This window comes from Bacteroides sp. ZJ-18 (assembly GCF_011038705.2).
Taxonomy (GTDB): domain Bacteria; phylum Bacteroidota; class Bacteroidia; order Bacteroidales; family Bacteroidaceae; genus Bacteroides; species Bacteroides hominis.
The window spans coordinates 1,470,719-1,484,725 of the sequence record NZ_CP072198.1; the positions used below are offsets into that span (position 1 = coordinate 1,470,719).

At 48.4% G+C, this 14,007-nt stretch carries 9 protein-coding genes; 4 read left to right on the forward strand and 5 right to left on the reverse strand.

Going from position 1 to position 14,007, the window contains the following annotated elements; translation table 11 throughout:
- Positions 1-2: 2 nt before the first annotated feature.
- Genes G7Y45_RS05885 through radA form a run of 3 tightly spaced genes read right to left on the reverse strand, consistent with a single transcriptional unit; the run spans position 3 to position 3,433 of the window.
- Positions 3-1,592: an NAD(P)/FAD-dependent oxidoreductase gene (locus G7Y45_RS05885; RefSeq protein WP_032538157.1), complete on the reverse strand. Its 1,590-nt coding sequence runs from the start codon at positions 1,590-1,592 to the stop codon at positions 3-5.
- A 43-nt stretch (positions 1,593-1,635) separates the two neighbouring features.
- Positions 1,636-2,010, reverse strand: a complete 375-nt coding sequence (locus G7Y45_RS05890; protein ID WP_005778635.1) for a GxxExxY protein — start codon at positions 2,008-2,010, stop codon at positions 1,636-1,638.
- Between the two features lie 55 nt (positions 2,011-2,065).
- Positions 2,066-3,433, reverse strand: a complete 1,368-nt coding sequence (gene radA, locus G7Y45_RS05895) for a DNA repair protein RadA (protein ID WP_005810649.1) — start codon at positions 3,431-3,433, stop codon at positions 2,066-2,068.
- Between the two features lie 823 nt (positions 3,434-4,256).
- On the opposite strand from radA, the gene G7Y45_RS05900 reads away from it, so the two are divergent.
- On the forward strand, positions 4,257-4,664 hold the full coding sequence (locus G7Y45_RS05900; RefSeq protein ID WP_005778632.1) for a BT0820 family HAD-type phosphatase: 408 nt from the start codon (positions 4,257-4,259) through the stop codon (positions 4,662-4,664).
- A gap of 94 nt (positions 4,665-4,758) precedes the next feature.
- On the opposite strand, the gene G7Y45_RS05905 is transcribed toward G7Y45_RS05900, so the two are convergent.
- Together G7Y45_RS05905 and G7Y45_RS05910 are read right to left on the reverse strand one after the other, a co-directional pair.
- Positions 4,759-7,053 (reverse strand): tyrosine-protein kinase family protein, encoded by a 2,295-nt coding sequence (locus G7Y45_RS05905; protein ID WP_165016363.1) that lies wholly within the window; start codon positions 7,051-7,053, stop codon positions 4,759-4,761.
- Positions 7,054-7,071: 18 nt separating this feature from the next.
- Positions 7,072-8,025, reverse strand: coding sequence for a polysaccharide biosynthesis/export family protein (locus tag G7Y45_RS05910; protein WP_206265651.1), 954 nt, complete (start codon positions 8,023-8,025; stop codon positions 7,072-7,074).
- Positions 8,026-8,691: 666 nt separating this feature from the next.
- On the opposite strand from G7Y45_RS05910, the gene thrA reads away from it, so the two are divergent.
- From thrA to thrC, 3 genes are all read left to right on the forward strand, one after another.
- Positions 8,692-11,127, forward strand: a complete 2,436-nt coding sequence (thrA, locus tag G7Y45_RS05915) for a bifunctional aspartate kinase/homoserine dehydrogenase I (protein ID WP_005778625.1) — start codon at positions 8,692-8,694, stop codon at positions 11,125-11,127.
- A gap of 10 nt (positions 11,128-11,137) precedes the next feature.
- Positions 11,138-12,349, forward strand: a complete 1,212-nt coding sequence (locus G7Y45_RS05920; RefSeq protein ID WP_165016361.1) for a cofactor-independent phosphoglycerate mutase — start codon at positions 11,138-11,140, stop codon at positions 12,347-12,349.
- A gap of 149 nt (positions 12,350-12,498) precedes the next feature.
- Complete coding sequence (gene thrC / locus G7Y45_RS05925) at positions 12,499-13,800, forward strand: threonine synthase (RefSeq protein ID WP_165016358.1); 1,302 nt, start codon at positions 12,499-12,501, stop codon at positions 13,798-13,800.
- Positions 13,801-14,007 lie beyond the last annotated feature (207 nt).

Here is a 14,007-nt window from a genome sequence, read left to right on the forward strand (position 1 = left end):
TCCTATTGATTCATAAATTGTGCTACTGCTTCTGCGCATCGTTCTCCATCGATTCCTGCCGAGACGATGCCCCCCGCATAACCGGCCCCCTCACCGCACGGGAAGAGTCCGCGCAGGGTGATGTGCTGCAATGTATCCTTGTCCCGCACGATGCGTACCGGCGATGAAGTCCGTGTCTCTACGCCTATCATCACCGCCTCGTTGGTGAGGAATCCGTGGCTGCTGCGTCCGAACTGCTGGAAACCCTGTGACAGCCGGCCGGTGATGAACTCCGGCATCCAGAAGTGCAGCGGAGAAGAGATAAGCCCCGGGCTGTACGACGATTCCGGTAAGTCGTAACTCAGCTTCCTGCGTGTGAAGTCTGCCATGCGCTGGGCGGGAGCCGTCTGTCGTCTGCCTCCTTGCAGCCAGCACTGGCGCTCCAGCTCTTCCTGAAAGCGCAGCACCGCCAGCTCGGGATGGCTCCCTTCTGCTTCATCGTTCATCGTTAACCGTTCGTCGTTCATGATGTCTTCCGGCTGTATCTCCACCACCATCCCCGAGTTGCTCCACCGGGAGCCACGGTTGGAGGGCGACATTCCATTGACCACCACCTGCTCCGGCCCGCTGGCGGCAGGTACGATAAATCCTCCCGGACACATGCAGAAGCTGTATACCCCCCGGCCTTCCACCTGTGTGACGAAACTGTATTCGGCTGCCGGCAGGTATTTCCCTCTCCCGTTCCGGTTGTGGTATTGGATCTGGTCTATCAGTCCTGCCGGATGTTCCAGGCGTACCCCGACGGCAATGCCTTTCGCCTCGATGGGCACCTTGTTGGCCGCCAGCCATCGGTATACATCCCGTGCCGAGTGCCCTGTCGCCAGAATGACAGGTCCGAGGAATGTCTTGCCCGTCTGGGTTTCAATGCCTTTCACCTCCCCCTTCTCGATGATCAGTGCGTCCATCCGGGTTTCGAAATGCACCTCACCGCCACATTCGATAATCGTATGACGCATGTTCTCTATCACCCGTGGCAGTTTATCCGTACCGATGTGCGGATGGGCGTCCACCAGGATGGCGGTGGAAGCCCCGTGCTGGCAAAATACGTTCAGTATCTTGTCCACGTTTCCCCGCTTTTTGCTCCGGGTATATAGTTTCCCGTCCGAGTAAGCGCCTGCTCCCCCTTCACCGAAACTATAGTTCGACTCCGGGTCTACCCGGTGCTCCCGGCTGATTTGTGCCAGGTCCTTCTTGCGTTCGCGTACATCTTTGCCACGCTCTACGACGACGGGACGCAGCCCCAGTTCTATCAGTCGCAGTGCGGCAAACAATCCGCCGGGTCCGGCGCCCACAACAATTACCTGTGGCTTGTCTTCCACCTTATTATATATAGTACGTTCGTATTCATCATCCGTCGGCATTTCATTGAGGTATACCCGCACTTTCAGGTTGACGAAGATGGTGCGTTGCCGGGCGTCTATGCTCCGTTTCAGTATGCGGAGAGAGGTTACATCACGCAGGTTCAGCCCTTTCTCCTGAGAAAGGTATGTCTTGAGTTGCTGCTCGTTGGCGGCAATTTCAGGGAGGATTCGTAGTTGGTATTCTTGTATCATAGGTTCACCACAGAGGACGCAGAGGTCACAGAGTTTAATTAGTTTATAATATGAAACGTTTGATGCCGTATTTGAGGCTTGCAACGTTGAAGTTTAATAATAGTCCGTACTTAATATTACTCAATTTCATATAAGTCAGGATTTGGGCAGAATGTACCGGAAGTAGCGCTTCCACGCTTTTTAGCTCTATAATAAGCCGGTCGTCAATTAGTAAGTCCAGCCGATAGTCGGTATCCAGTTTACTACCTTTATATATGATAGGCAATTTCTTTTGTCTTTCCACTTTTATGCCAGCTTCGATAATTTCGTGGAATAAGCATGTCTCATAAGTACTTTCTAATAATCCCGCTCCCAGTTGCGTATGTACTTCGAAAGCTAATCCCAGAACCTTGCTGGTAAGTATATTAATCTCTTCCATTCCTATGTCTTTCTATTTTTTTAACTCCGTGTCCTCTGTGTCCTCTGTGGTGAACTCATCCGAAGAGTCCCCGGAACGCCTCTTCCACCTTTCTCACCGGCACCAGTTCTATCTTCAGCTTCTTCATGTCGATTCCCTGCATATTATACTTAGGCAGGATAAACCGTTTGAATCCAAGCTTCTCGGCTTCACCGATACGTTGTTCGATCCGGTTCACCGGACGGATTTCACCGGACAACCCGATTTCACCTGCCATACATACTTCCGGTTCGATGGCGGCATCCATATTGGATGAAAGGATGGCACTGATAACAGCCAGGTCGATGGCAGGGTCGTTCACCTTCAGCCCCCCGGCAATATTTAGAAAGACATCTTTCTGTGCTAACTTGAAGCCGACACGTTTCTCGAGCACAGCCAGCAGCATGTTCATGCGTCGGATATCGAATCCGGTTGCCGAACGTTGCGGATTGCCGTAAACGGCAGAACTGACAAGTGCCTGTGTTTCTATCAGGAACGGCCTGACTCCTTCGATGGCAGATGCGATGGCTACCCCGCTCATGCCTTCGTGATCTTGCGATAGCAACAGCTCCGACGGGTTGCTGACCTGGCGAAGACCATCTTGCCGCATCTCGTAAATACCCAGTTCGGCCGTACTGCCAAAGCGGTTCTTGATGCTGCGCAGGATACGGTACATATAATGCTGGTCCCCCTCAAACTGGAGCACGGTGTCTACGATGTGTTCCAGTACCTTCGGACCGGCAATGCTGCCTTCTTTGTTGATATGCCCGATCAGTAATACCGGAGTATGCGTCTCTTTGGCAAAACGGAGAATGGAGGCCGAGCACTCCCGCACTTGCGCGATACTTCCCGGCGAAGACTCGATGCTTTCGGTGGATATGGTCTGTATGGAGTCGATGATTACCAGGTCCGGACGTGTATTCTTAATGTGCACATAGATCTGCTCCAACGACGTTTCGCACACAATCAGGCAGTCGCTCGACGTTTGTGTCAGTCGGTCTGCGCGGAGCTTCAGTTGCCTTGCACTCTCTTCTCCGGAGATGTAGAGTATCCTGCGTTCGGGCATGTGGAGCACGGTTTGAAGTACCAGAGTCGATTTTCCGATACCCGGTTCGCCACCGATCAGCACCAGTGATCCCGGCACCAGTCCGCCGCCCAGTACCCGGTTCAACTCCTCGTCGTGCATGTCGATGCGGGGTTCCTCGTCCGCTTCGATCTCGTTCAGGGTGACAGGTTTGGCTTTAGGCGATTCGATGCCCGATACCGGACGTTTATTCGGAACCTCCTTGCGTACGATTTCTTCTACATAAGTATTCCACTCGCCACACGAAGGACACTTGCCCACCCATTTGGGTGATTCCTGTCCGCAGTTACTGCATACATAAACGGTTTTCTCTTTTGCCATTGATCTCTTGATAAATAGGTCTCAAAGTTACGCATTTCGTCTTTTTCTGCCAAACAGAATATAGCTTTTGACTTTTGAATGCTGGGAAGCCGTTATTCTTTTGGATAAAGCATCTGGCCGATTGTCAGCGAAATGAACGGATTGCTGACTCAATGTCGCCTATTGGCCGGCTTCGCTGACAAGCTTTGTGCGATAAGATTGCATTCCGGAAATGGAACTTGAATAAATATTCCCAAATAACTGCATATTCCGCATTTCCGTCGTTAGTTTATTCGGTTTTAGGACTTCAGGTTATTAACTTCGTTGCGGTAAGATGCTAACTTCATAGCGGCAGGATGTTAACTTCGTGACGGCACAATGTTAACTTCGTGCAAGTAGAGTGTCAACTTCCTGCCGGCAGAGGCTTCGTTTCCTGAAAAGAGAGCCTCTGCCGGGGAGAGATTGTACTTCTTGTAGCGCTGGTTGGTTATGGATCTTGATCGGGCTGAAGCTGTTGAAAAGATGGTATTTGGTAACTATATCCGTCTGAATCGGGCAGAAAAGACTTCTTCACTTTCTTCTTGTTTGAGAAAAACGTGTTTCAGTATCAATCTGATTGTGTCTTAAACGAAATGACGGCGTTTTTTGAACCATTCTTTATCCTGTGCCCGGAATAATGGATTCTGAGGTCTTAGGAATATCGTTTTGACAAAAAGATAATTGCTTCTTTTATTGCCGGCGGATCTGTTTGGATACTGGGTGCTGTTATTTTATTCTGTAGGTTTTGAGTAAATTCGATTGGTAAGTATTATCTTTGTTTGGATAATTATAAAAGCATGACACTATGACGATTGCAGTTGATTTTGACGGAACGATAGTGACGGACCGCTATCCCGGCATTGGTAATGAGATTCCTTTTGCGGTGGAAACCTTGAAGCTGTTGCAACAAGAGCACCACAGACTTATTTTATGGAGTGTGCGCGAAGGCAAACTACTGGACGAGGCCGTGGCATGGTGCAAAGAAAGAGGGGTGGAGTTTTATGCCGTTAACAAGGAGTACCCCGAACAAAAACTTCAGGATGACGGATTCTCCAGGAAACTGAAAGCCGATCTCTTTATTGACGACCGTAATGTGGGAGGACTGCTCGATTGGGGTATTGTATACCGGATGATAAAAGAACACAAAACGTACCGGGACATTTATGCTTCAGGAGATGATGTCCTGAAAAAGAAAAAGAGAGGGTGGTTTTAAGAGAATGCCGTTTGTGCAGAGTTTACGTCTGCCGTTATAACAGCATTCTCTTTTGAAAAGATGAAATGAAAAGTTGGTATTATTGATGATACGTTTAATGGGTATGTCCATATCCGTAACCGTATCCGTATTTCTTCTCTGACAGATTACCACCGTTTACAATCAGTGAAATGTGGTTTAACCGTCCTGTACGTTCCGTATTCACAATCTCAGGCAATACATTCTTGTAGGTATAATTTATGCGACAAACGTATAGTGTGAAATCCGTCACTTTGCTTAAGCTCAGCGTATCACTGGCTAAGCCGGTAGGTGCTGAGTCTACAATGATATAGTCGAAGTGCTTCCGGAAGTAAGTAAAGGCATCCTTCAGTCTTTCCCTTTCCAACAGTTCTGCCGGATTGGGAGGGACAGGACCCGATGGAACCACGGATAACAGTTCGTGCACTCCCGATGGATAAATGATACTTTCCGGTTTTACCTCGTTTCCGGCAAGGAAATTCGTTATTCCTTGCCGGTTCTGAATATGAAAATGCTCTGCTAACCGGGGGCGTCTGATGTCTAAACCGACAATGAGTACCCGGCATCCGAGAAAAGCAAAGGAAAGGGCTAAGTTGATACTGATGAAGCTCTTGCCCTCTCCGCTGGTGGACGAGGTAATGAGTATGCACTTCTCGTCTCCTTTTTCCGTCAAGAAACGCAGGTTGCTTCGCAGTCGGCGGAAAGACTCTTCCATAAGCCCGTTCTTGCCTTCGGTCACACCGATTTGTTCTTTATCGAGGGGAATCGTCCCTACTATGGGAAGTTGTATGGCTTCTACCTCGGATATTGATGAAATCTTGGTACGGAACATGTCTTTGAACAGAATCAGTGCTATGGTCATGATGCAAGCCATAAACAAACTTCCTGCATAAATCATCGGACTCTTGGGCGCAATGGGAGCATCGGCGGTTAACGGTGCGTCGATCACCCTTGCTTTATTTATGGTTGCCGCCAAAGAGATGGTGGCCTGTTCGCGCCGTTCCAATAGCATCAGATACAGGTTAGCCTTGATCTGCTGTTGGCGGTCTATGTTATTGAACTCTCTCTCCTGTTTGGGCATGTTGCCAATACGTGAATTGAAATAGTTCGTCTTGCGTATGATATCCTTGCGGGCAATCTCGAGTCCCTCTTTGACTCCCGTGACAGATGACAAGATGTTTTTTCGCAAAGCCGTGATGTTTATATTTTGGTTTACAATGGTAGGATTGTCTGGCTTCATGGTATTCAACAGGCGTTCACGTTCCAGTAGTTCCTTATTGTATTCGTTAATCAGACGCATCAATTCCATGTCCGAAATCCCGGTATTTACCGGCAATAGGGAGAAGTGATACTGTTCATCTTTCAGATAATCGTAGATGTAGGTGGTCATGTTCAATTGGGTTTCCACTTCCAGCAGTTTCTTTTCGTATTCGTTGTTGGTGTTCAAGTCGAGATCCATGTTCGTTTTAAGATCGATCAGTCTTTCCTTTTCTTTATACTGTTCCAGATGTTTTTCTACAAATCCCAATTCACGGCTGATGCTGTCCAGCCTTTCCTCCAGAAAGATCAATGTATTTCCTGTTACCTTATTCTTGTCGTTCATGGCATCGCGGTTGTAGACTTCTATTAGTTTGATAAGAAATGCTTCTGCCCGCTTCTTATCTGTATCCTTGAAAGTGAGGCTGATGATGGATGTCTTTTTCGAAGTTGTGGCAACGGTCAGCTTTTGCAAGTAATGGTTTACTGCGTCTGTCGGCCGGCAGATATTTACCTTGACGGTCCGGTCGAAAGTTCTATTGGAAAGTAACTCCAAGGTACATAATCCTGCCAGAGTCTTTATGGTTGCGGGAAAGGTGGTGAAAGATTCTGTCAGGCAAATGTCATGCAGGGCACTCCGCGCTTCATAATGATCGCCCATTTTCTCTATTTGTATCAGCAGTGCCTCCTGTAAAGTATCCATTGCGGTTTTCTCCAACGTCACGCTGATGGGAGGGGTGGTGGTCTCCGTATATCCGAGTCCTTCCTTTATTCTATAGCTCGTGTGCATATTCAGTTCGTTGATGACTTGCAATAATATGGATCTTGAACGCAATATTTCCAGTTCGTCTTCTATCTGAGTATTTGTTGCCGCCATATTGGACGGAGATACTTGATTAAACAGATCGTTGATTGCTTTGTCGCTTCCTTCAGAATCTTTGATCACTACCGAGGCTGAAGCCTGGTATACCGGTGTGGTGATGTGTACATAGATATATGCGCCTGTCAGTGCGACAGCGATTGCTATCAGGAACCACCTCCAGTGTACTATGATTTTATAGAATAGTTCGATTAAGTCTATTTCCTGTTCTTGTTGTTTCTGTTCGTTTTCCATGGGGCGTAATTTGTTTTGTTATCTTAATATGGTCACAATCAGTCCGGCCATTGATATTAATATAGATGTAATAGAAATCAGCAGATTGGTGGAAGAACCGATATTGGCTCCCTGTGTTTTGGCTTTATTGGGTTCCACATACACAATGTCGTTCTGATGCAGATAAAAATCGGAAGAGTGGATGACGTTTACATCATTGAGGTTGACGGTGATTAATCGTTGCCGGTTGTTTTCTTTGCGGATGATGCGTACGTTGTTCCGTTTGCCATAGATGGTAAGGTCACCTGCCATTGCTATTGCTTCAAGAAGATTCACCTGTTCATTGTTTACCGTATATATGCCGGGATGGTTTACTTCTCCGATTACGGAGATTTTATAATTCACCAGGCGCACCGTAACAATGGGCTGTTCTTTCAGATAGCGTTTCAGCTTCTCGGCGATCATATCCGAAATCTCCTGGGTTGTCATTCTCTCTACTTTTAACTCTCCAAGTACGGGTAAGGTAATCCTTCCCTCACTGTTCACCAGATAGTTTTGCAGGATCGGTTGGCTCGTCGAGTTGGTGGTATTAAGCTCGTTTTGTGATGTGGGTACTATTAAATTGAAAGGGAGGGCCGCTTCCGGTTCGGAGCAGCTAATGGAAATCGTAAGCAAATCTTTCGGCATGATACGGGCATTGAACTCTACAGGAACATTGTTCTGCTCCGTACCTAACTGCTGTAAATAAGCTACTCGTTTGCTTGAGGAACATGATGTGCAGAGAATGCACCAAAATAACGCTGTCCATACGGTTTCTTTCATCATTGTATATCGCTGCCCGTCATTCCCCGAACCGGCGTTTGAGTAAATAAAAAAAGCGTGGGAACTGTTGCTGTTATCTGTCAAAGAGGCATCGCCAAACGCCTGAGTATAGATAATAAAGACAACAGCCCACGCCCAATTATATACTATTGAAGGATATACATTGAGCATGAGCGTTTTGTTGCCTATTATTCTTATACTCCTCTGAAATTGGCGATTTCCTTTGACAAGAATAATATGGTAAACGCTTCTAACTACTTAAATATGTTTAGTTTAAAAGATACATCAACGCTCTCTAAACTGAGTGCAAAAATAATCAATAATTTATAAAAGGCAATAATATTGATTCTTTATTTCATCATAAGTCTGGTTTAACTTTTTTCTTTTATGGAATTTGCCATAAACAGGAGGCGATAGAAAAAAGGAAGCGGTTCCCGGTAAGATGGAAAGAGGACGGCATGGAGCTTGCTATTCTACATTTTTTATCCTCTTTCGGAGCTTATCTGTATTTTTATCGCAAAATAATCACAAAAAGTGATAGATTGAATGAAATTATTCTTATTTTTGCAACATCTTATCAAAATCAAAAGTAGAAACAGAGACAATGATGCATTACTATCCACATACAGTCACATCGATGTGTATCCTGATGATCGGGACACAGGGGACAATGGGGATGACCCTTAGGGGTTAATATATAGTATGATGTGTATCTACGTGATTCACGCTTACAGGAAGTAAGCAAAACTCAATTTTATATTTTATTATTTGTATCAACAAAAGTGGTTTTGTATGCCTTAAGGAGCGTACAAAGCATTCCATTAAATAAGTATCTGCATGAAAGTAATGAAATTCGGCGGAACGTCCGTAGGTTCCGTGAACAGCATTTTAAGCGTAAAGAAAATCGTAGAGTCTGCCGGTGAGCCGGTAATCGTTGTAGTGTCCGCATTGGGCGGGATCACTGACCAGTTGATTAGTACTTCCCGAATGGCCGCCACGGGCGATGCAGCTTACGAAGGGGCATATCGGGAAATAGTACGCCGTCACGAAGAAATGGTAAAGGGAGTGATTCCTGCCGGAGAAACTCAAACTTTGTTGCACTATCAGGTGAATGAACTGCTTGATGAACTGAAAGATATTTTTCAGGGCATTTATCTGATTAAAGACCTTTCCCCGAAAACATCCGATACCATTGTCAGCTATGGTGAACGCCTGTCTTCACTGATTGCGTCACGGCTGATTCAGGGGGCTGTGTGGTTCGATTCACGCACTTTTATCAAGACAGAAAAAAAACACAATAAGCATACACTGGATACGGAACTGACCAATCGGCTGGTGCGGGAGGCTTTCAAAGAGATTCCACAGGTATCACTCGTACCGGGATTTATTTCTTCTGATAAGGTTTCGGGAGACGTGACCAATCTGGGACGCGGTGGCTCCGACTATACTGCCGCCGTCATTGCCGCAGCCCTCGGTGCCGATAGCCTGGAGATATGGACAGATGTGGATGGCTTTATGACTGCCGATCCGCGGGTGATCAGTACGGCCTACACCATCAGTGAGCTGACCTATGTTGAAGCGACGGAGCTCTGTAACTTTGGTGCAAAAGTGGTTTATCCGCCTACCATCTATCCGGTGTGTCACAAGAATATACCGATTCTGATTAAAAACACATTCAATCCGGATGGGCAGGGAACGGTGATCAAGCAGCATGTAGATCATACGAAGAGCAAGGCCATCAAAGGTATTTCGTCTATCAACGACACGAGCCTGATTACGGTGCAAGGTTTAGGTATGGTGGGGGTGATCGGTGTAAACTACCGCATCTTTAAGGCGTTGGCAAAGAACGGCATCAGTGTGTTCCTCGTTTCGCAGGCTTCCTCAGAGAACAGTACCTCTATCGGTGTGCGTAATGCCGATGCCGATCTGGCTTGTGAGGTGCTGAACGAAGAGTTTGCCAAAGAGATCGAGATGGGTGAGATCTCGCCTATCCAGGCAGAAAAGAACCTGGCTACTGTGGCTATCGTAGGTGAGAATATGAAACATACACCGGGTATTGCCGGAAAGCTGTTCGGCACGCTGGGACGGAATGGCATCAATGTGATTGCCTGTGCGCAGGGAGCGTCCGAAACCAATATATCGTTTGTGGTCGATTCAAAATCACTGCGTAAATCGCTGAACGTGATCCACGACTCTTTCTTCCTCTCGGAATACCAGGTGCTCAACCTCTTTATCTGCGGTGTGGGTACGGTGGGTGGAAGCCTTGTCGAACAGATACGCCAGCAACAGAAGAAACTGATGATGGAGAATGGGCTGAAACTGCATGTGGTGGGTATCATCGATGCGACGAAAGCGATGTTCAGCCGTGCCGGATTCGACTTGGGCAACTATCGTGAGGAGTTGAAAGAGAAAGGAACCGACAGTTCGCTGGACACTATCCGCGAAGAGATTATCGGCATGAACATATTCAACTCGGTATTTGTGGATTGTACGGCCAGTCCGGACATTGCATCTTTGTATAAGGACTTCTTGCAACACAACATCTCTGTGGTGGCGGCCAATAAGATCGCTGCTTCGTCGGCTTACGAGAACTACCGCGAACTGAAGCTGATAGCCCGTCAGCGTGGTGTGAAATATCTGTTTGAAACCAACGTGGGTGCCGGACTTCCGATTATTAATACCATCAATGACCTGATACATAGCGGTGACAAGATCCTGAAAATCGAAGCCGTCCTTTCGGGCACACTGAACTATATCTTCAATAAGATCAGTGCCGATGTGCCTTTCAGTCGTACCATCAAGATGGCGCAGGAGGAACGCTACTCCGAACCTGATCCGCGTATCGACCTTAGTGGCAAGGATGTGATCCGTAAACTGGTGATCCTGGCTCGCGAAGCCGGATATAAGCTGGAGCAGGAAGAGGTTGAAAAGAACCTGTTTGTGCCGAACGACTTTTTCGAAGGTTCTCTGGAAGACTTCTGGAAGAAGGTACCCAGTCTGGATGCTGACTTCGAAGCCCGCCGCAAGGTGCTCGAAAGCGAGAATAAACATTGGCGTTTCGTTGCCAAGCTGGAAAACGGTAAGGCATCCGTAGGCTTGCAGGAAGTGGACCGCAACCATCCTTTCTACGGACTGGAGGGTAGCAACAACATCATCCTGCTGACTACCGAGCGCTATAAGGAATACCCGATGATGATTCAGGGATACGGTGCGGGTGCCGGAGTGACAGCCGCCGGTGTGTTTGCCGACATCATGAGTATTGCAAACGTATAAAAAGAAGCTTATGAAACACATCATCCTGTTAGGCGATGGAATGGCCGACTGGCCTGTGAAATCGTTGGGAGGCAAGACGCTCCTGCAATATGCAAAAACGCCTTATATGGATAAACTGGCCCGTATGGGACGGGTCGGACGGTTGGTGACCATAGCCGACGGGTTTCATCCGGGAAGTGAAGTAGCCAACATGTCGGTTTTGGGATACAATCTTCCGCAGGTATACGAGGGGCGCGGGCCGCTTGAGGCCGCCAGTATCGGTGTAGATCTGCAGCCGGGCGAGATGGCGATGCGTTGCAACCTGATTTGTACGGAAGGGGATATCCTGAAGAACCATTCGGCCGGGCATATCACCACGGAAGAGGCGGATGTGTTGATCGGGTATCTTCAGGAGAAGTTAGGTGACGACCGGGTGCGGTTTCATACCGGTGTGCAATACCGCCATTTGCTGGTGGTGAAAGGGGGGAACAAGCAGCTGGACTGCACTCCGCCGCACGATGTGCCTTTAAAGCCTTTCCGTCCGCTGATGGTGAAACCGCTGGTGCCAGAGGCCGAAGAGACAGCCGGCTTGCTCAACGAACTGATCCTGAAGTCGCAGGAACTGCTGAAGGATCATCCGCTGAACCTGAAGCGGATGGCCGAAGGCAAGGACCCTGCCAATAGTATCTGGCCGTGGAGTCCGGGTTATCGTCCGCAGATGGAACGTCTGTCCGATACATTTCCGCAAGTGAAGAGGGGAGCCGTAATCTCGGCTGTCGATCTGATCAACGGTATCGGATATTATGCCGGACTGCGCCGCATCGCGGTGGAAGGGGCGACGGGACTGTACGACACCAACTATGAGAATAAGGTGGCCGCCGCATTGGAAGCCTTGAGGACGGATGACTTTGTCTATCTGCACATCGAAGCCAGTGACGAAGCCGGGCACGAAGGTGACGTGGCACTGAAGTTGCGGACCATCGAGAACCTGGACAGCCGTGCCGTAGGCCCTGTCTACGAGGCGGTGAAGGATTGGGACGAACCGGTGGCCATCGCCGTATTGCCCGACCATCCCACTCCTTGCGAGCTGCGCACGCATACTAATGAACCGGTACCGTTTTTCATCTGGTATCCGGGCATCGAACCGGACAGTGTGCAGACCTTCGATGAAATGGCAGCAGTGGAAGGGAGCTACGGGTTGATGAAAGAGGACGAATTTATCAAAGAGTTTATGAATCATTAGCGAATACGGTTCACCACAGATTACACGGATTAACACAGAACTTTTAATCTTAAATATCAACGATCTATATTATTAATCTGCGAAAATCTGTGTAATCTGTGGTGAAACGGAAATGAAACATTTAGCGCATAATCATTATAAAAGTATCTATGAAATATTATAGCACAAACAAGCAGGCACCGCTTGCTTCACTTGAAGAAGCAGTGGTAAAAGGGCTTGCTTCCGATAAGGGCTTATTTATGCCCATGACCATCCGGCGTTTGCCGCAGGAGTTTTACGACGAGATAGACAGCCTTTCTTTTCAGGAGATCGCATATCGGGTGGCGGATGCCTTTTTTGGCGAAGATGTCCCGGCGGAAATATTGAAAGAGATCGTTTATGACACATTGAACTTTGATGTTCCGCTGGTACAGGTTAAGGACAATATCTACTCACTGGAGCTTTTCCACGGTCCCACGCTTGCCTTTAAGGATGTGGGCGGACGGTTTATGGCCCGTTTGCTGAGCTACTTTATCCGCAAGGAAGGCAGGAAGCAGGTGAATGTGCTGGTGGCTACCTCCGGAGATACGGGCAGTGCCGTGGCCAATGGCTTTCTGGGAGTGGAAGGCATCCATGTGTATGTGCTCTATCCGAAGGGAAAGGTGAGTGAGATACAAGAAAAACAGTTCACTACGCTGGGGCAGAACATCACGGCACTCGAAGTGGACGGCACTTTCGACGACTGTCAGGCGCTGGTGAAAGCGGCCTTTATGGATAGTGAACTGAACGAGCGGTTGTTGCTGACTTCGGCCAACTCCATCAATGTGGCCCGTTTCCTGCCGCAGGCTTTCTATTACTTCTACGCTTACGCACAGTTGAAACGGGCGGGACGGGCAGCGAATGCCGTCATCTGTGTGCCGAGCGGAAACTTCGGAAACATTACGGCAGGCTTGTTCGGTAAGAAGATGGGGTTGCCCATCCGGCGTTTTATCGCTGCCAATAACAGGAATGACATTTTCTATCAATACTTGCAGACGGGTCAGTACAATCCTCGTCCGTCGGTTGCTACCATTGCCAATGCGATGGATGTGGGCGATCCGAGTAACTTTGCCCGTGTACTCGATCTGTATGGTGACTCGCATGCGGCTGTCGCAGCCGAGATTTCCGGTTCGACGTATACCGACGGGCAGATCCGTGAGACTGTGAAAACCGTATGGCAGGAGACCGGCTATCTGCTCGATCCCCACGGTGCATGCGGCTTCCGTGCCTTGGAAGAGGGCTTGCAGCCGGGTGAGACAGGTGTCTTTCTGGAGACGGCCCATCCGGCAAAATTCTTGCAGACGGTTGAGGCCATCATCGGTACTGAGGTCGAGATACCTGCCAAGCTCCGGGCATTTATGAAAGGTGAGAAGCAAAGCTTGTCGATGACGAAGGAGTTTGCCGATTTCAAGAGCTACCTGCTGGGTAGGTAGAAACTCACCCCTGAGGGTACAGGGGGACACATGAGGGCACAGGGTGACGCAGACGATTTAGGTCATGGATTATTGACGTGAATACTCTGTGCCGCTCTGTGCCCTCGGTGGTGAAATATGCTTTTTCCCCCGCCGCCGGCTTTTCCCCCGGATTCGCTTCCGCGCGCATGCGGTTTTTTTTCGTTTCACATGCGGGTGAAAGCCGTT

Bases quoted from the DNA above. Each gene is read 5' to 3' on its own strand.
- G7Y45_RS05885 (WP_032538157.1), bottom strand. From the start codon at position 1,592: ATGATACAAGAATACCAACTACGAATCCTCCCTGAAATTGCCGCCAAC.
- G7Y45_RS05890 (WP_005778635.1), bottom strand. From the start codon at position 2,010: ATGGAAGAGATTAATATACTTACCAGCAAGGTTCTGGGATTAGCTTTC.
- radA (WP_005810649.1), bottom strand. From the start codon at position 3,433: ATGGCAAAAGAGAAAACCGTTTATGTATGCAGTAACTGCGGACAGGAA.
- G7Y45_RS05900 (WP_005778632.1), top strand. From the start codon at position 4,257: ATGACGATTGCAGTTGATTTTGACGGAACGATAGTGACGGACCGCTAT.
- G7Y45_RS05905 (WP_165016363.1), bottom strand. From the start codon at position 7,053: ATGGAAAACGAACAGAAACAACAAGAACAGGAAATAGACTTAATCGAA.
- G7Y45_RS05910 (WP_206265651.1), bottom strand. From the start codon at position 8,025: ATGCTCAATGTATATCCTTCAATAGTATATAATTGGGCGTGGGCTGTT.
- thrA (WP_005778625.1), top strand. From the start codon at position 8,692: ATGAAAGTAATGAAATTCGGCGGAACGTCCGTAGGTTCCGTGAACAGC.
- G7Y45_RS05920 (WP_165016361.1), top strand. From the start codon at position 11,138: ATGAAACACATCATCCTGTTAGGCGATGGAATGGCCGACTGGCCTGTG.
- thrC (WP_165016358.1), top strand. From the start codon at position 12,499: ATGAAATATTATAGCACAAACAAGCAGGCACCGCTTGCTTCACTTGAA.